General features: G+C 48.9%; 12 protein-coding genes. 11 read left to right on the top strand and 1 reads right to left on the bottom strand.

Annotated elements, in window-relative coordinates; translation table 11 throughout:
* The first annotated feature begins 34 nt into the window (after nucleotides 1–34).
* The 11 genes from AC3WTP_RS18640 (at nucleotide 35) to AC3WTP_RS18690 (ending at nucleotide 15,053) form a co-directional block, all read left to right on the top strand.
* Nucleotides 35–1,105, top strand: a complete 1,071-nt coding sequence (locus AC3WTP_RS18640) for an AI-2E family transporter (protein ID WP_492396135.1) — start codon at nucleotides 35–37, stop codon at nucleotides 1,103–1,105.
* Between the two features lie 203 nt (nucleotides 1,106–1,308).
* A complete protein-coding gene (locus tag AC3WTP_RS18645; RefSeq protein ID WP_492396136.1) occupies nucleotides 1,309–4,695 on the top strand; it encodes an Ig-like domain-containing protein in 3,387 nt (1,128 codons plus the stop codon).
* Between the two features lie 418 nt (nucleotides 4,696–5,113).
* Nucleotides 5,114–7,747, top strand: a complete 2,634-nt coding sequence (gene alaS, locus AC3WTP_RS18650; protein WP_492396137.1) for an alanine--tRNA ligase — start codon at nucleotides 5,114–5,116, stop codon at nucleotides 7,745–7,747.
* Nucleotides 7,748–7,821: 74 nt separating this feature from the next.
* Nucleotides 7,822–8,082, top strand: coding sequence for an IreB family regulatory phosphoprotein (locus AC3WTP_RS18655; RefSeq protein ID WP_492396138.1), 261 nt, complete (start codon nucleotides 7,822–7,824; stop codon nucleotides 8,080–8,082).
* A 77-nt stretch (nucleotides 8,083–8,159) separates the two neighbouring features.
* Nucleotides 8,160–8,576 carry a Holliday junction resolvase RuvX gene (gene ruvX / locus AC3WTP_RS18660; RefSeq protein WP_492396174.1) on the top strand — a complete coding sequence of 139 codons (417 nt, stop codon included), beginning with the start codon at nucleotides 8,160–8,162 and terminating at the stop codon, nucleotides 8,574–8,576.
* Between the two features lie 10 nt (nucleotides 8,577–8,586).
* Nucleotides 8,587–8,880: a DUF1292 domain-containing protein gene (locus AC3WTP_RS18665; protein ID WP_492396139.1), complete on the top strand. Its 294-nt coding sequence runs from the start codon at nucleotides 8,587–8,589 to the stop codon at nucleotides 8,878–8,880.
* Nucleotides 8,881–8,882: 2 nt separating this feature from the next.
* On the top strand, nucleotides 8,883–9,185 hold the full coding sequence (locus AC3WTP_RS18670; protein WP_492396140.1) for a DUF1292 domain-containing protein: 303 nt from the start codon (nucleotides 8,883–8,885) through the stop codon (nucleotides 9,183–9,185).
* A 125-nt stretch (nucleotides 9,186–9,310) separates the two neighbouring features.
* Nucleotides 9,311–10,348: an endolytic transglycosylase MltG gene (mltG, locus tag AC3WTP_RS18675; RefSeq protein ID WP_492396141.1), complete on the top strand. Its 1,038-nt coding sequence runs from the start codon at nucleotides 9,311–9,313 to the stop codon at nucleotides 10,346–10,348.
* 14 nt (nucleotides 10,349–10,362) lie between these two features.
* Nucleotides 10,363–11,298, top strand: coding sequence for a peptidase U32 family protein (locus AC3WTP_RS18680; protein WP_492396142.1), 936 nt, complete (start codon nucleotides 10,363–10,365; stop codon nucleotides 11,296–11,298).
* An 18-nt stretch (nucleotides 11,299–11,316) separates the two neighbouring features.
* On the top strand, nucleotides 11,317–12,651 hold the full coding sequence (locus tag AC3WTP_RS18685; protein ID WP_492396143.1) for a peptidase U32 family protein: 1,335 nt from the start codon (nucleotides 11,317–11,319) through the stop codon (nucleotides 12,649–12,651).
* Nucleotides 12,652–13,256: 605 nt separating this feature from the next.
* Nucleotides 13,257–15,053, top strand: a complete 1,797-nt coding sequence (locus AC3WTP_RS18690) for a peptidoglycan D,D-transpeptidase FtsI family protein (RefSeq protein WP_492396144.1) — start codon at nucleotides 13,257–13,259, stop codon at nucleotides 15,051–15,053.
* Between the two features lie 68 nt (nucleotides 15,054–15,121).
* Here the strand turns inward: AC3WTP_RS18690 and AC3WTP_RS18695 are convergent, their stop codons facing one another.
* Complete coding sequence (locus AC3WTP_RS18695; protein WP_492396145.1) at nucleotides 15,122–16,261, bottom strand: AI-2E family transporter; 1,140 nt, start codon at nucleotides 16,259–16,261, stop codon at nucleotides 15,122–15,124.
* Between the last annotated feature and the right edge of the window lie 113 nt (nucleotides 16,262–16,374).

The raw sequence follows: 16,374 nt of genomic DNA on the forward strand, positions 1-16,374 counted from the left end.
TGATGCATGTCCGAACGCGGGGTGTGGGATAAAGGTGGAGCGACTATTTAAAAATCGTTTGTTTGTCTATGGAATATATACGCTGCTGGGGCTAGTAATTCTCTATATGCTGTATCTGCTTCGACCGGTTATCGGAAATGTCTATGACTTTCTGAAGGCGATACTAGCGCCGTTTCTCATTGCGATGATCATAGCGTATGTGCTGAATCCGATTGTTACACTTTTGAATGATCGCAAAGTGCCGCGTACGATCGCAGTGCTGCTTATCTATGCGGTGTTCATTATTTCGATTACAGTCATTCTGATGAACATCATTCCGATGCTGATTAAGCAGCTTGAGGAATTAAACGACCAGATGCCGCAGCTTAATGCGAAGGCGGAGGATATCATAGACGGCATTAATCAATCGTCGCTGCTTCCTTCCTCCGTTCGTTCTGGCGTATATGAGTGGGTATACACGATGGAGGGGCGTTTAGGCTTAGCGATGTCCGAATTCATGGACAATATCGGGGCTACTCTGAACTTTCTGTTTATTGCGCTGATCGTGCCGTTTCTCATTTTCTATATATTGAAGGACTTTGACGTGTTTGAGCGGTCAGTTATCGCCTATGTGCCGAAGAGTCATCGCAAGCATATGGTCATGATGTTCAAGGATATTGATACAGCGCTTGGCAATTACATTCGCGGGCAGTTTATCGTATGCGTCATTATCGGGGTGCTCGCTTACATCGGGTATATCATAATCGGTATGCCATATTCACTCCTGCTGGCTTTGTTTGTAGCGATATTTAATATTATCCCTTATCTTGGACCATACTTTGGCGCAGCGCCCGCGCTCGTTGTGGCGTCCACGATATCCGTCAAGATGATGATCTTCGTAGCAGTGGTCAATACAATCTGTCAAATACTTGAAGGCAATGTTATTTCACCTCAGATCGTAGGTCGAACGCTGCATATGCATCCGCTCGCCATCATCTTTGCCCTGCTCGTAGGAGGGGAGATCGCGGGTATCATCGGGTTGATTCTGGCAGTGCCGGTTTTTGCCGCGTTGAAGGTTGTGCTGCAGCATATATTTACTTATTACATATGGAGAAAGACGACATGACCATAAGATAAATAATGATTCATGTCGATTCTTTCGAGTATCTGTCACCCTTTGTAAAAGGGTGCTTTTTTTATGTCAATAACGCCATATCGACTGAGGAACTTTTTTCTTAAATTGGGATTAAGAGAGAAACTTATCTCATCTTCACAGCGTCAGGTGTATATAGAGGAATTGGATTTCAATAATTGAAGGAGGAGCTAATCTTGAAAAAGACGACAGCATTGTTATTAGCCTTGACCCTGATGTTGGAGGCTGCTTCTGCGACGGCGTATGCAGAGGCTGCTGTCAATATGACTGCCAATCATGGCAAGGCGGACAAATCAGGGAAAGTATCTACCGTTGTTGCATTAGATCCTGATGCGGTTCGGCGTGCTCCGGTGTTGGAGAAAATGTACCCGGCCAATGGCGCGACACAAGTAGCGACAGATACGCTGATCAGCTTTAGATTTAGTGAAGATGTCAGTAAAGGCGAAGGTAACCTCATCATTCGTGACAGCAAAGGAAATGTAGTGGAACAAACCGATGTAGGCAGCCGACGAGTTTCTGTGGACGGAAGCTATGTTGAGTGGGTGCTGCGCGATAGATTAGAGGCTGGCAAGACGTATAGTGTTCAATTGGATAATGGAACATTTGTAGGCAATCGAGGAGAATTCCAAGGGCTGTATGACGCGAATCAATGGAGGTTCACGACTGTCGGTGTTCAGAAGGCACCTGAGCTAGTGAAGCTTGTTCCAGCCAATGGTGAGACGCAAGTAGCGGCTAATGCGGATCTGCAGCTTCATTTTGATGAAGAGGTATGGAAGAACACGGGCGAGATCCTGCTCATTAATGTAACACGCAATACGCTCGAGGAACGGATTCCGATTACTTCTGATCAGATCACGGGCAGCGGTACGAAGGTTATTAATATCAATCCTAATATCACGTTTAGAAGCGGTGAAGTGTACGGTGTCACAGTTACGCAGGATGCGCTCCGTGACGCGGACCATATGGCATTCGCAGGTCTTGCTAATACGAACAACTGGAGGTTCACGGTGAAGGCCTCTACGGATACTGCCGCACCTGTTCTGCAGCAGGCTCGCATGGAAACCTCGAAGAAGATTAGACTTGAATACAACGAGAATTTGAGAGAAGGCTCTGTACCGCCAATAACCAACTTCCTTGTATACGTTAACGGCGAGGCACGTGCATTGAAGAGTACCGCAGTTACGGGAAATGTAGTGGATATCGAGCTGACGAGCGGTATTTCTGCAGGCCAGATAGTATTGTTAATTTATTCACCTCAGCCGAATACACGCGTGATTGAGGATAATGATCGCAATGCCGCAGCGGCTATCTCCGGTATTCAGGTGAAAAATGATATGGAGGTTTCCGCTCCGAAGGTGATTGATGCGACGTTTTCGAGTTCGCGTGTTTATCTGCAGTTCAATGAGCGGCTGGCGAGCGTATCCTCATCCGCTGATGAGCAGTTTACGGTGTGGGTAGACGGCAAGGAGAAGAGCATTCGCCGCATCGAGCACAGCGGCTCGCAGGTAACGTTTGTCATGAGCGAGTCGATCTCCTCCAATAAGACGGTGAAGGTTGACTATACACCAGGCAAATATCCGCTTCAAGATGAAGCAGGCAATCCGCTTCAGGCATTTCGCGATCGTTATGCGCGCGGCAGCAACGATTCAACAGCGCCCGTGTATCAGAAATCAACAGTCAGCGGCAATAAATTGACGATTCAATATAATGAGGCGCTGAAGCCGGACAGCATTCCGCTGCGCAGCCATTATTCGGTGCTCGTCAATAATGCTGCCCGCTACGTGGATAAAGTGGAGATCATAAACGATTCGGTCGTGCTGACGCTGAATTCCGCGGTAAACAGCTCTGACAATGTGCTGCTCTCCTATGTTCCTGGCGAGCCGCGGCTTACCGACTTGTCCGGTAATGGAGCGGCAGCATTCTCCTTTGCAGCTGTCGCAAACAATTCAGACAGCACGGTTCCTGTTCTGAAGCAGGGCAGCGTGAAGAATGCGGTCATTACGCTCCAGTTCTCGGAGAAGCTGAAGCTGGCTAACAACACGAGTCCGCTCGGCAACTTCTATGTGTTTGTTGATGGCACGAACCGATCGATCGTCTCGACCTCTTTAAACGGTGACACGGTAACACTGGTCCTTGAGTCCGCAGTAAGCTCTGTCGCAACCGTTAGATTAACGTATGCGCCTGGCAACAATCCGCTGCAGGATGAGAGCGGGAACAAGGTACTGACTTTTGCGGACTACGGCTTATCGAATCAGACAGACGGCTCCGTTGGGCTTCCAGCGGATGTTAAGCAAGTGCCGTATGATTGGTTCTTGGAAAACGGCATGTACTACCTGGAGACATCAGCTGCCAATACAAGCAGCGAACGCTCTCGCTTTGAAGAATCGATCAAGAAATATACGCTCCAGGAATCGAAGCTGAAGGAAGCGCTGCGCTACGCTGTGCGCTATGGCGGCAGCAAGCATCTGATGTTTAATGTTCCAACCTCTGAGAAGGCAGCGATGGTAGCTGTACCGGTCAATGTGCTGGACGATATTCGTCAAGAATCCAGCAATGCTCGTTTCTCGGTACGCTATGGCGATATCCTGTACACACTGCCGCTTGATTCCCTAGATATTCGCGAGATCAAGAGAGATTTCAGCTCCAACTCGACGGTGTATCTGCTTATCCAGCTGGAATCCGCGGGCTCTGTGTCGAAAGGTTCTGAGCTTGTAAGAGAAGTGCGGTCGACAGGAGGTCAGATGAAGGCAGCGCCAGTTGACTTCTACTTGTCGGCGTATACTAGCGCGACTAATACGAAGTCGGTCACTGCTAGCTATGAAGCGCGCTTACGCACCACGAGCAGCCTCACAGATGATCGGTCAACCGTCGTCCGTTACGATGAAGCGTCCGACCGCATTCAATATGTGCCGAACACATTGAAGCAGAGCGGCAGCACATCCGTATTCCGCTTGATCGGCAGCGGCAATGATATCTACGCAGCCGCGGAGCGCAAGCGCAGCTTCTCGGATACGAGCTCGCATTGGGCGCGCGCGGCGATCGAAGAGCTTGCCTCGAAGTATATCATCGAGGGCGTATCGAGCGATCGCTTCGCGCCGAATGATAAGCTGACTCGCGGCCAGTTCGCTACCTTGCTTGCGCGTTCGTTCGGTCTTCCGGGAGATACTGACGCTGCGGACCGCTACCGTGACATCGGCTCCTGGCATCCGATGGCGGCGAGCATCGGCGCAGCTTCACGAGCAGGCATTATCAGCGGCTATGAAGACGGAACGTTCCGACCGAACGATAATATCACTCGTGAGCAGATGGCCGTGATGCTGGTCCGCGCTGTGGAAGCAGCCGGCCAGAAGTCGCCTTACGACAGCACGGCATTGTCGAAGTTCAAGGACCGCGGCAGCATCAGCAGCTACGCACGCGAAGCAGTCATTCAAGCTGTATCTGCTGAGTTCATCACCGGTGTAAACGCGAATACGTTCGATCCGAAAGGTGAAGCAACACGCGCCCAAGCGGTCGTTATGCTGAAGCGATTGCTGGAGCATGTTGAATATTTGACAAGGTCTTAATCGAATGATATTATTGGTAAACCTATAACTGATCACTCTTCAAATCGATGAAGAAACCGAGTAGGCTGAAGCCCTAGGGCCAGAGAGACGATTCCGTGCGGTTACCCTGTTGATCATTCCTTTTAAGGGATGGGATACAGATGCTGCTAGGCTGAGAGAATCATCCCCTTGAAGAACTGCCGAAGGCTAGTTTCAGAGTGTGAATGTACTTCACCGGGTCGTACCCGTTATCAACGCTGAGGCGATCGCCTGGATGCTGCACAGCTCATGATTATTGCTGGTCCGTATCTGATGAGGCGATAACTAGGGTGGTACCGCGATTATAATCGTCCCTGTATATACAGGGGCGATTTATTTTTATATAGGGGTATTACGGGGAGATCTCGTAATTATTCTACATTCAGGAGGCTCTTAATACATGAAAGCTAGTGATATTCGCGCAAAGTGGTTAGCATTTTTCGAAAGCAAGGCTCATCATCTGGAGCCGAGCGCATCTCTTGTTCCGCATAACGATCCTTCCTTGCTCTGGATCAATGCGGGTATGGCACCGTTGAAGCCGTATTTTGACGGACGCGTGAAGCCGGACAATCCGCGTATCGCCAACTCACAGAAGTGTATCCGTACGAACGACATTGAGAATGTCGGCAAGACACGCCGCCACCATACGTTCTTCGAGATGCTCGGGAATTTCTCGATCGGAGACTACTTTAAGGAAGAAGTTATTACATGGGCTTGGGAGTTTCTCACTAGCAAGGAATGGATCGGCTTTGATCCGAACCGCTTGTATGTGACGGTATTCCCTGAAGATGAGGAAGCATATCGCTACTGGAATGAGAAGATCGGTATTCCTGCTGAACGCATTATTAAGACAGAGGATAATTTCTGGGATATCGGCGAGGGTCCTTGCGGTCCTTGTACGGAGATCTTCTACGATCGCGGCGAGTCCTACGGTGATCCTGACGATCCAGAGAACTATCCAAGCGGCGAGAATGAGCGCTACCTGGAAGTATGGAACTTAGTATTTTCACAGTTCAATCACAATAAGGACGGCAGCTACACGCCGCTTCCGAATAAGAATATCGATACAGGCGCTGGTCTTGAGCGCTTCGCTTCCATCCTGCAGGATGTGGATTCGAACTTCGATACGGACATTTTCATGCCGATTATTGAAGCTACGAGCCGCATCGCTGGTGTGAAATACAAAGAGAAGGAAGAGTGGGACGTCGCGTTCAAGGTTATCGCTGACCACATCCGCACCGTTGTGTTTGCAGCGGGCGACGGGGTTCTGCCATCCAATGAAGGCCGCGGCTACGTCATTCGCCGTTTGTTGCGCCGCGCGGTGCGTTACGGCAAGATGCTAGGCATCGAGCGTCCATTTATGGTGGAGCTCGTGAAGACTGTGGGCGATGTGATGGGCTCGTACTATCCAGAAGTTGTAGAGAAGCGCGAATTCATCGAGAAGGTCGTGAAGAACGAAGAGGAGCGTTTCCATGAAACGCTGACAGACGGATTGGCTATTCTGTCGCAGATGGCAGAGTCCGCGAAGCAAGAAGGCCGCACGCAAATTAATGGTGCTGAGGCATTCAAGCTGTACGATACCTACGGCTTCCCGTTCGATCTGACAGAAGAATATGCGGCTGAGCATGGCTTGACTGTCGATCGCGAAGGCTTCGATCGCGCGATGGAAGAGCAGCGTGAACGCGCTCGCTCCGCACGTCAGGAATCGGAGAGCATGAAGGTTCAAGGCGGTCCGCTTGCGGAATTGACAGATAAGAGCGAGTTCGTCGGATACGATGAATTGAATGTTGTCAATGCTAAGGTCATTGCGATTATCGTTGACGATGCGCTTGTTGAATCCGTTGAACCCGGACGCACGGCTCAGATCATACTCGACCGTACTCCGTTCTATGCCGAGAGCGGCGGTCAAGTAAGCGACAATGGATCCTTGCATTCCGCAGATATGAAGGCTGAAGTGACGGATGTCAAGAAAGCGCCGCATGGTCAGCATGTGCATGTCGTACAAGTTGAATCTGGTGTAATCTCTGTTGGAATGACGCTGCAAGCTGCTGTTAACCGCGCAGAGCGTGAGGATCTTGTGAAGAACCATACAGCGACACATCTGATGCACCGCGCGTTGAAGGATGTGCTTGGTGAGCATGTCAATCAAGCGGGATCTCTCGTCGAGCCTGATCGCTTGCGCTTTGACTTCACCCAGCTGGGAAGCATTCAGCCTGAAGAGCTTCAAGACATCGAGCGTCGTGTCAACGAGCAGATCTGGAAGGGAACACGGGTTAACATTGAGCAGAAAAATGTTGATGAAGCTAAGGCAATGGGCGCTATGGCGTTGTTTGGCGAGAAGTACGGCGATGTAGTGCGCGTCGTTCAAGTCGGATCGTACAGCATCGAGCTGTGCGGCGGCTGTCACGTCAGCAATACATCCGAGATCGGGCTGTTCAAGATTGTCAGCGAGAGCGGGATCGGATCTGGTGTACGAAGAATTGAAGCCGTAACGGGTCGTCATGCGTATCAATATATGGAGAGCCAATTGGAACTGCTTAAGCATGCCGCAACTTTGCTTAAATCCAACGTGAATGATGTGCCGAAACGCGTTGAGGCGATGTTTGCGCGTGAGAAAGAGCTTGCACGCGAGAACGAATCTTTGAAAACGAAGCTGTCCAGCATCGAAGCGGGAAGCTTGACGGATCAAGTTCGTACCGTTGCGGGTGTACAAGTGCTTGCGGCAGCAGTGAACGCAAGCGGTATGGATGCGCTCCGTACGACAGCGGATGAGCTGAAGTCGAAGCTGCCTGCTGCGATCATCGTGTTGGGAGCAGCTCATGAGGGCAAAGTAAACTTTGTTGTATCCGTTCCAGCAGAATTGGTTAAACAAGGCTACCATGCGGGAAAAATGATTAAAGAAATCGCATCTGTTGCCGGCGGCGGCGGAGGCGGCCGTCCAGATATGGCTCAAGCTGGCGGTAAAAATGCGGATAAGCTGAATGAGGCGCTCGCGCTCGTCGAGAAGCTGGTCAGTGAACAATCGATTGGATAATTGTGACAATCCGAGGAATATTTTTTAGTTTGACAGGGTATGTGTTATGATAAGAGTAAAGCGAGGTGACGACGATGAGTTCCATGGATAAAACGATGAAGTTTAGCGTTCAGCCCGATGAGCAAGCAGCGTCAAGTCAAGATATACTGTTATCTGTCTATGATGCGCTTGTAGAGAAGGAGTACAATCCTATTAATCAAATCGTCGGCTACCTCCTCTCGGGAGATCCTGCTTATATTCCGCGTCATAACAACGCTCGAAGTCTTGTGCGTAAGAAAGAGCGGGATGAGCTGATTGAAGAGTTGGTCCGGTTCTACCTGAGCCATCATCGATGAGGATAATGCAGACTTGTCTCTTCCTGAGGCGAGTCTGCACATTGCGTGATGGTGAACAAGAGCAATAGGAGACGATGATGAAGATTTTAGGCTTGGATTACGGTGACCGCAAGATCGGGGTTGCCATTAGCGATGCCTTCGGCTGGACGGCTCAAGGAGTGGAAGTTATCGTTCGACGCGACGACGACGAAGTATTGCGTCGGCTCGAAACGATCATCCATGAGCACGGGGTAGAGGAGATTGTACTCGGTATGCCGAAGAATATGAATGGCACGATCGGTCCTCGCGGTGAACTGAGCAAGGCATTTGCCGAAACGCTGCAGCATAAGTTTGGGCTACCTGTTCACCTGTGGGATGAGCGCTTAAGCACCGTATCTGCGGAGCGGACTTTAATTGAGGCTGATGTCAGCCGCAAGAAGCGCAGACAAGTTGTCGATAAGATGGCGGCAACTATTATTTTACAAACATATCTCGACTATCAATCTAGAAGGTGAGGGGTTAGCGATGACACAAGACAAACAAGCGTATGACGAGCCAGAAATCATTTACATCCCGGATGATGAAGGAAATGAGGAAGAATTCGAAGTCATCATGAAATTCGAGGTTGACGGTTCAGACAGCAAATACATGATGGTTGTACCTGTAGATTCCGAAGATGATGAAGCGGATGAGGTTTATGCTTTCCGTTATGAAGAAGAAGGCGACGATCTTAAGCTGTTCATCATCGAAGATGAAGAAGAGTGGAACGTTGTCGAAGAAACATTTAACACACTTGTCGATATGGAAGAGGAGAACTAATCGTGGCAGAACGTGAAGGAATCCAATTTATCGATCGATTGTCTACTGCCTATGGCAGCTCGCTCGAGATGACGGATGAACAAGGACTTACGCGCACCTATGACCTATTGGCGGAGTTTGAATACAATGGCAAAGCATATGCCGTCGTGCAGTCCGTTGATGGAGAAGAGGACGCTGATGTATTGCGCATTACGCCCGATCAGAACGGCGGATGGCAGCTGGAAACGATTGAAGAAGACGAAGAATGGGAAGACGTCATGGAGCAGTACGATGAGATGGCATACTCGGAAGAGTTAGACGGCTAACGAGTGATGTCATAGACAACAGTGTTCTTTCGTTGAACGTATATCGCGGAATGATACAGAAAACGGCTCTTGTCCGGTCTATTGGACGGCAAAGCCGTTTTCGGCATGTGTAGGAGTGTGATGGGATGAAGACAGGTATGAAAATATTTCTTATCATAATCGGACTGTTGGTGCTTCTTACAGCGGGGGGAACATGGTATGCCTGGAATGAGATGCAGCCAACGCCGCAGCAAGAGCAAGCGGTGCGTGTTGAGATTGAGTCCGGCTCGGTCATATCGACCATTGCGGATCAGTTAGAAACAAACGGCATTATTAAGAATGGCTTATTATTCAAGGGATACTTGAAATATCATCAAGAAGGCTCTAAGTTCCAAGCGGGCACCTACGATTTCCGGCCCGGCATGACCTATGAGGAGATTATTGCTAAGCTCAACGCAGGTGATGTCGTGAAAGAAGAGATGGTGCGATTTACGATACCAGAAGGGTATACCGTAGAGCAGATTGCGGACAAGCTGAATGAAGAAGGCATCGTGACGAAGGATGAGTTCTTGAAGGCTGCTGAACAGATTCAGGCATCAGGCAAGCTTCCGTATGGCGCAGTACCTTACAAACAGTCCAAACATCCGCTTGAGGGCTATCTCTTTCCATCAACTTATGAGATGAAGGTCGGCAGCACTGCGGAGGATATCGTCAATCGAATGCTGCAGGAAATGGAGAAGCGAATCGCCTCGATACCGAATTGGGAAGCTGACATGAAGCAGCGCGGTTTGGATCTGAACGGGCTTCTGACAGTTGCATCGCTTATCGAACGTGAAGTGGTCGTGGACGAAGAACGAGCGCTCGTAGCGGGAGTTATCTACAACCGAATCGACCAGGGGATGAAGCTTCAGATTGACGCGACGGTTCAGTATGCACTCGACGAGCCTAAGGAAAGATTATATTATAAAGATCTGGAGATCGATTCTCCGTACAATACCTACAAGATTGATGGTCTGCCGCCGGGACCGATCGCGAATCCAAGCTTAGCCTCAATTGAAGCAGCTTTGAAGCCGGAGGCATCGGAATATTTGTTCTATGTGACGAAGAAGGATGGAAGCAACACTCATTTGTTTGCCAAGACTTTTGCTGAACACGAGAAGAATATCCAGAAAAGTAAACAATAAAGTGGTGAGTTATAATGACACAGAAACCTGAACTGTTAATATCGGCAGGCTCGATTCATGAGATTGAGCGACTGATACAAGCGGGCGCCGACGCCGTTATCGTCGGTGAGTCGAAGTATGGAATGCGCATGCCTGGCGAAATGAAGCTGGAACAGATTGAACAAGCTATGGCTGTAGTCCGTGAGCGCGGCGCCAAGCTGTATGTCGCTGTGAACAATATATTGCACAATGATGCATTGAAGGAGCTTCCTGCCTACCTGCAGGAGCTGGAGCGAATTGGTGTGGACGCCATCGTATATGGCGACCCTGCTGTGCTCATGACTGTGAAGCAGTCAGCTCCGAATACGAAGCTGCACTGGAATGCGGAGATGACATCCACGAACCACGCGACTGCCCGTTACTGGCAGAAGCGCGGTGCGAGCCGCATCGTTGCTGCTCGTGAGCTTAATATGGATGAACTGCTGGAGATGAAGCGCAATCTGCCTGATATGGAAGTTGAAGTGCAGGTGCACGGCATGACGAATATTTATCACTCCAAGCGCCATCTGCTACAGCATTACATGCGGCATACAGGTCGAGTTGACGAGACATCTAATGTTGACAAAGGCCGCAAGATGTTTCTCATTGAGGAAGAGCGTCAAGATGAGCGCTTTCCGATCTATGAGGATGAGAATGGAACTCATATCATGAGTTCCGATGACATGTGCATACTGGAAGATTTGCATATGCTGATGGCAAGCGGAATTGACAGCTTCAAGGTTGAAGGCTTCTATAAGCCGTTAGCCTATAATGAAGTCGTCGTTAATGTATACCGTACAGCGATCGATGCCTATGCGGCCGATCCGAAGGGATATGCTTTCCAGCCTGAATGGATGGAACGAATTCGCAAAGTACAGGATCCGGAGCGTGAATTGACATTCGGATTCTTCTATAAAGAACAAGTGTATTAAGAAGGAGGCTTGATGCAGATGAGCACCCACACAAAACGAAAATACAACGGCAAGCGGTACCGTCTCGACAAGCCCGAACTGCTAGCGCCTGCAGGCAATTTGGAAAAATTGAAGTTTGCCATACATTACGGTGCCGATGCGGTTTACATTGGCGGTCAGAGCTACGGCTTGCGTTCCAACGCTGACAACTTCAGCTTTGAGGAAATGCGTGAAGGGGTCGAGTTTGCGAAGAAATACGGAGCTAAAGTGTTCGTAGCAACGAATATTTACTCCCATAACGAAGATCTAGACGGTATTGAAGAATATTTGAAGAATCTATACGAGGCTGGCATCAGCGCTATCATTGCTGCCGACCCGATTATAATCGAGACGGCTCAGCGCGCTGTGCCCGGTCTTGAAGTGCATGTCAGCACGCAGCAGTCCGTTGCGAACTGGCAAACCGTGCAATTCTGGAAAGACGAAGGTGCGCCTCGCGTTGTATTAGCGCGTGAGACGAGCATGGATGAGATCGCTGAGATCAAGGAGCATGTGGATGTCGAGGTCGAAGCGTTCATTCACGGCGCGATGTGTTCTTCCTATTCCGGACGCTGCACGCTGTCCAATCACTTTACGGACCGTGACTCGAATCGGGGAGGCTGCTGCCAATCCTGCCGCTGGAAATATGATCTGTTCGAGGATGCCAGACCAGAATTGAATGATATCGTGACAGCGGAAGAAGCTTCGGCTGATCCTGCGATAGAGCACTTCCGTGTCGGCATTACACAGCTTCCGTTATTCAAGGAAGAGCAGAATCCATTCTCCATGAGCTCTAAGGATCTGTGCATGGTGGAACACCTGCCGGATCTAATCGATGCGGGAGTAGACAGCTTTAAGGTTGAAGGCCGAATGAAATCGATCCACTACGTGGCAACAGTTGTTAATGTTTATCGTCAGATCATAGATTCCTATATGGCTGATCCAGAACATTATGTCTTGAAGCCGGAATGGATCGAAGAGATCAGTAAGGCAGCCAACCGACCTGTCAACACTGGCTTCTTCTACGAAGAGCCTGACCATGAAGATCATATCTATGAGCCTGAACAGAAGGCTGTGCCATATGACTTTGCGGGTCTTGTCATGGATTACGATGCAGAGACGGGTATGGCAACAATTCAGCAGCGCAACAACTTCAAGCCTGGTGCTGAAGTGGAGTTCTTCGGACCTAACGGCACATTCTTCAAACAGACTGTTGAGAAGATCTGGGATACGGAAGGCAATGAATTGGATGCGGCTCGCCATCCGCTGCAATTAGTAAAGATCAAGGTAAATGAGCCGGTTCATTACTTTGATATGATGCGCAAGAAAAATCGTTAACCAAAGCTCGAAATTAAGTGCTTGAGTCAAAAAATAGATATTAGCAAGATGAATGAGGGGCTGTCCCAAAAGTAGATTTTTTCTACCTGGGAAAGCCCCTTGTTTTTCGACTCGCCGATGCGGTTGTGGCGTCAAGCTGTTCGATAAAATCGATAGCTATCTACAAGTGCCGTGAGCGGACACACGAGCCGCTATTTGCAGCAAACACCACTAATTCGTCATGCTAGCGGACCGTAGAGCCGTTATTTGACCTGAATAAGCAGTTTAGTGCTAGTTTTGTAGCAAATAGCGTCATCTGAGTCCGCAAGCCCTCAAAAAATACCCCTGAATCATGAAATAGCGGCCCCTGTGTCCGTTCAAGCGCGGATCATACGACCTTGCTGTCACCGTATGTGCTATCGGATAAAAAACCGCTGATCGAGTCTTTTAAGACCGCCCCTTTTTACATATCTGCCATTTAGTTAGAAATGAAGATTTTGACCAATCTAAGGTTTGCACGTTTTCATGCATGATCATACTGCTAATGTGGATATCTATCATTACTTTTAATTAGAGATACATACGACGACATGCTGTAATTTGTATGAGAAGGAACTGTGATCACGATGAAAATAAATCCCGCCGTTGAGCGGTTGAATCGCTGGATTCGAATACATTGGGTTACGCTGACCATCTCTGCCGTTTTACTTGCGTTTACTTGCAGAATCGCGTGGCTGCAATTCATTGATGTTCATCGCGCTTTGCCGCATGATCCTCACACGTTGATTCGGCAATCCGTCATTCAACGCGAAAGAGGCGTTGTTCTGGATGAAGGGCGAGGAAGAATTGTGGATCGCAACGGTCAGTATTTTACAGGTCAGACCGTGCGAGCCTTAATTCTCTTTCCGCTGCATGAGGCAGCTATTCAGACTGAAGCAGTTCGCGGGTTAAGCCGCCTGCTGAATGTGGATGCCGATTCATTGAAGAAGCGCTGGGCAGAAGCGGGAGAGCCGATCATCTGGCGAGATTCTGCTGACAGCAAGAGCGTGCGCTCTATAACAAATGAGGAAGCGAATTTTCTTAGCAGCAGGAACTGGAGTGGTGTTCAGGTGCTCCCCTACACCGTGCCATATCCTATGGGAGAGCATACTCCTCATTGGATTGGATATACGAGCATGCTCCAAGAGACGCTGCAATCGACGCACTCGCATGTTCGTCAGGAGGGGGCATATGGACTGGAACGTTCCTTCGACGGGCTGCTGATGCCGGTCAAGCCCTCTACATATGTGCATTATACAGATGCTGCTGGCAGTCCGATGCAGGGGTTGGGTGTAAGGCTGAGTCAGGATAAGAACCCCTATTATCCGTTGCGTCTCGTGACGACGATCGATATGAAGCTTCAACAGGAAATGGCTCGTATTATGGATCAGTTCGATATCAAGAAGGGTGCGATAGTTGTACTCGATGCTAAGACGCGAGATGTTGTGGCCATGGAATCGAGGCCAGCTTATAATCCGAATCATATCGAGCCGGACAGCAGCAATTGGAACAATCAAGCAGTTCAAGCTATCGCCCCAGGCTCCGTATTCAAGTTGGCCATCGCGGCAGCAGCTCTCGAAACGGGTGTGACCAGCAAGCGGGAGGTATTTCATTGTGATGGCCATTATCACAAATACGGTTTGGCTTGCTGGAAGAAAGGCGGTCATGGAAATATTACATTGGAAGAAGCATTTGCGCAGTCCTGCAACGTAGTCTTTGCGCAATTAGGGGAGCGATTGAGCTCAAAGGAAATCGAGCAATACGCGGCACAGTTAGGGCTGACTGGAACAGTTGGCATGGTATCTAACGATGTGTTAGGCCATGAAGCCTTGGCTCACTTCGACGGTGAGCAAGCGGGGCATGTATTCTTGCGCAATCAGCTAGGTCTCGTTGTCACGGATGGAGGTATTCGAGCGCAAACGGCTATAGGCCAGAGAGATGTACGCATAACGCCGCTTGCAGCTGCGAATGCGGTTGTTACGCTCATACAAGGAGGCGCCTATGGCAATCCGCGGCTTGTATCCAGGATCGAGGATGCGAAAGGGGGTTCAATAGTGAGCTTTCCAGCGAAGCCGCGCACGGAGATGAGGCTGCGGCAGCAAACGGCGAAGCTGCTCTTGAAGTGGATGCGCTTAACGGTAACGGATGGAACAGGGAGCATATTGCAAGACAGTGTATGGCCGCTGGCTGGAAAGAGCGGTACGGCGCAGGCGGGTGCATACGGAACAGAGCAGCTGCATACTTGGTTTGTAGGCTATGGTCCAACGAGCAAGCCGCGTTATGCTGTGACTGTCGTTTCTGAGGACGAAACATCTTCAGGACGCAACCGAGCGACAGCGGCATTCAAACAAGTAATGAAGTCCCTTGCTGAATATGATAAATAGATCTTTTAAAGAGCATGCAAATAGCCCGTCAAACATATGATGTCTGACGGGCTGCTTGTGGATATGATCTATTTGCTATCTGAAGTATGATCCACCGTCGTTGCTTCTGGAGCCAGCGGATTAGAGTCAAATTCCTCTTGCGGCATTCGTATCCAACGCTTCAGATATCCTTGATCATACAAGGCCTTAACTAAGATCAACAGAATCGGCGATAAGATCAGTCCCGCAACGCCGAACAATGACATGGAGATAATCATGAACGACAGCATGGTAAATGCAGATACGTCAAGCGATTTGCCTGTAATCTTAGGTTCCAGTATCTGACGAGTGGTCATCACAACAGCAAGGATGACGAGAAGCATGATACCTTTCCACACGTTGCCTACTATGAAACAGTAGAGCGCCCAGGGAACGAAGATGACCGGAACGCCAAGCACGGGCAGTATGTCGAATAACGCTGATAACAGCGCGATCGAAAATGCGTTGCTTACATCCAATAGCAAGAGCGAGATGAATACAAGCGTAAATGTAACGGATATGAGCTTCAACTGCGATTTTAGGTAAATACCTAGCCCGCGGAATACATTTTCCTTAAGAAAATGAAATGCCTTCTTAAAGGTACGCGGTGTCTTCTCAGCGGCGACTTTGCGCCATGTTTCAATCTCAGTGCTTAAGAAGTAGGCGAGCACGATCCCGATTCCAAACTTGAATATGAAGCCTGAGAATACGGTTACCTGTGCGATGAGAGCACTTAAAAAGAGATTAAACCATTTCATAATCCATAACGCCGCATCAGAGACGAATGTTTTGATGCGTATGGCTACATCATCAGGCAATGCTTCGTACTTAGACTCGAGATATGAGGCGATCTTGCCCGACTCGCTGACCAGAATATCACGATAATCTGGAATATTTCTGATCAAGTCATCGATCTGATTCGTAAATATGACACCAGCTCCGATAAGCGCAGCTACTATGATCAGAACAAACAGCATGATCGATATAGCGGATGCCAAGAACTTCTTCAATCCTTTTCTGTTGAGAAAAGCGGCAAAAGGCTCAATGATCCAGAAGATGATAAGCGCCAAAAATATCGGTGCCGCAATTGCATACAATGAACTGAATGCAAACATAGTAAGATAAACCGTTAATACAATGAGACCAATATCAAATGCCGTTCTCCAATATTTTTGATAAAAAGCTAACATGGACATGACTCCTTTATCGCTCTAATCACGTATAACATCTTATAGGCTTAACATATTGTACATGAAATGGATTTGTAATGTCTATTTTTATTGGATGATATGTTACAATGAAT

It is taken from the genome of Paenibacillus sp. EB106-04-04-XG159 (genome assembly GCF_058791835.1).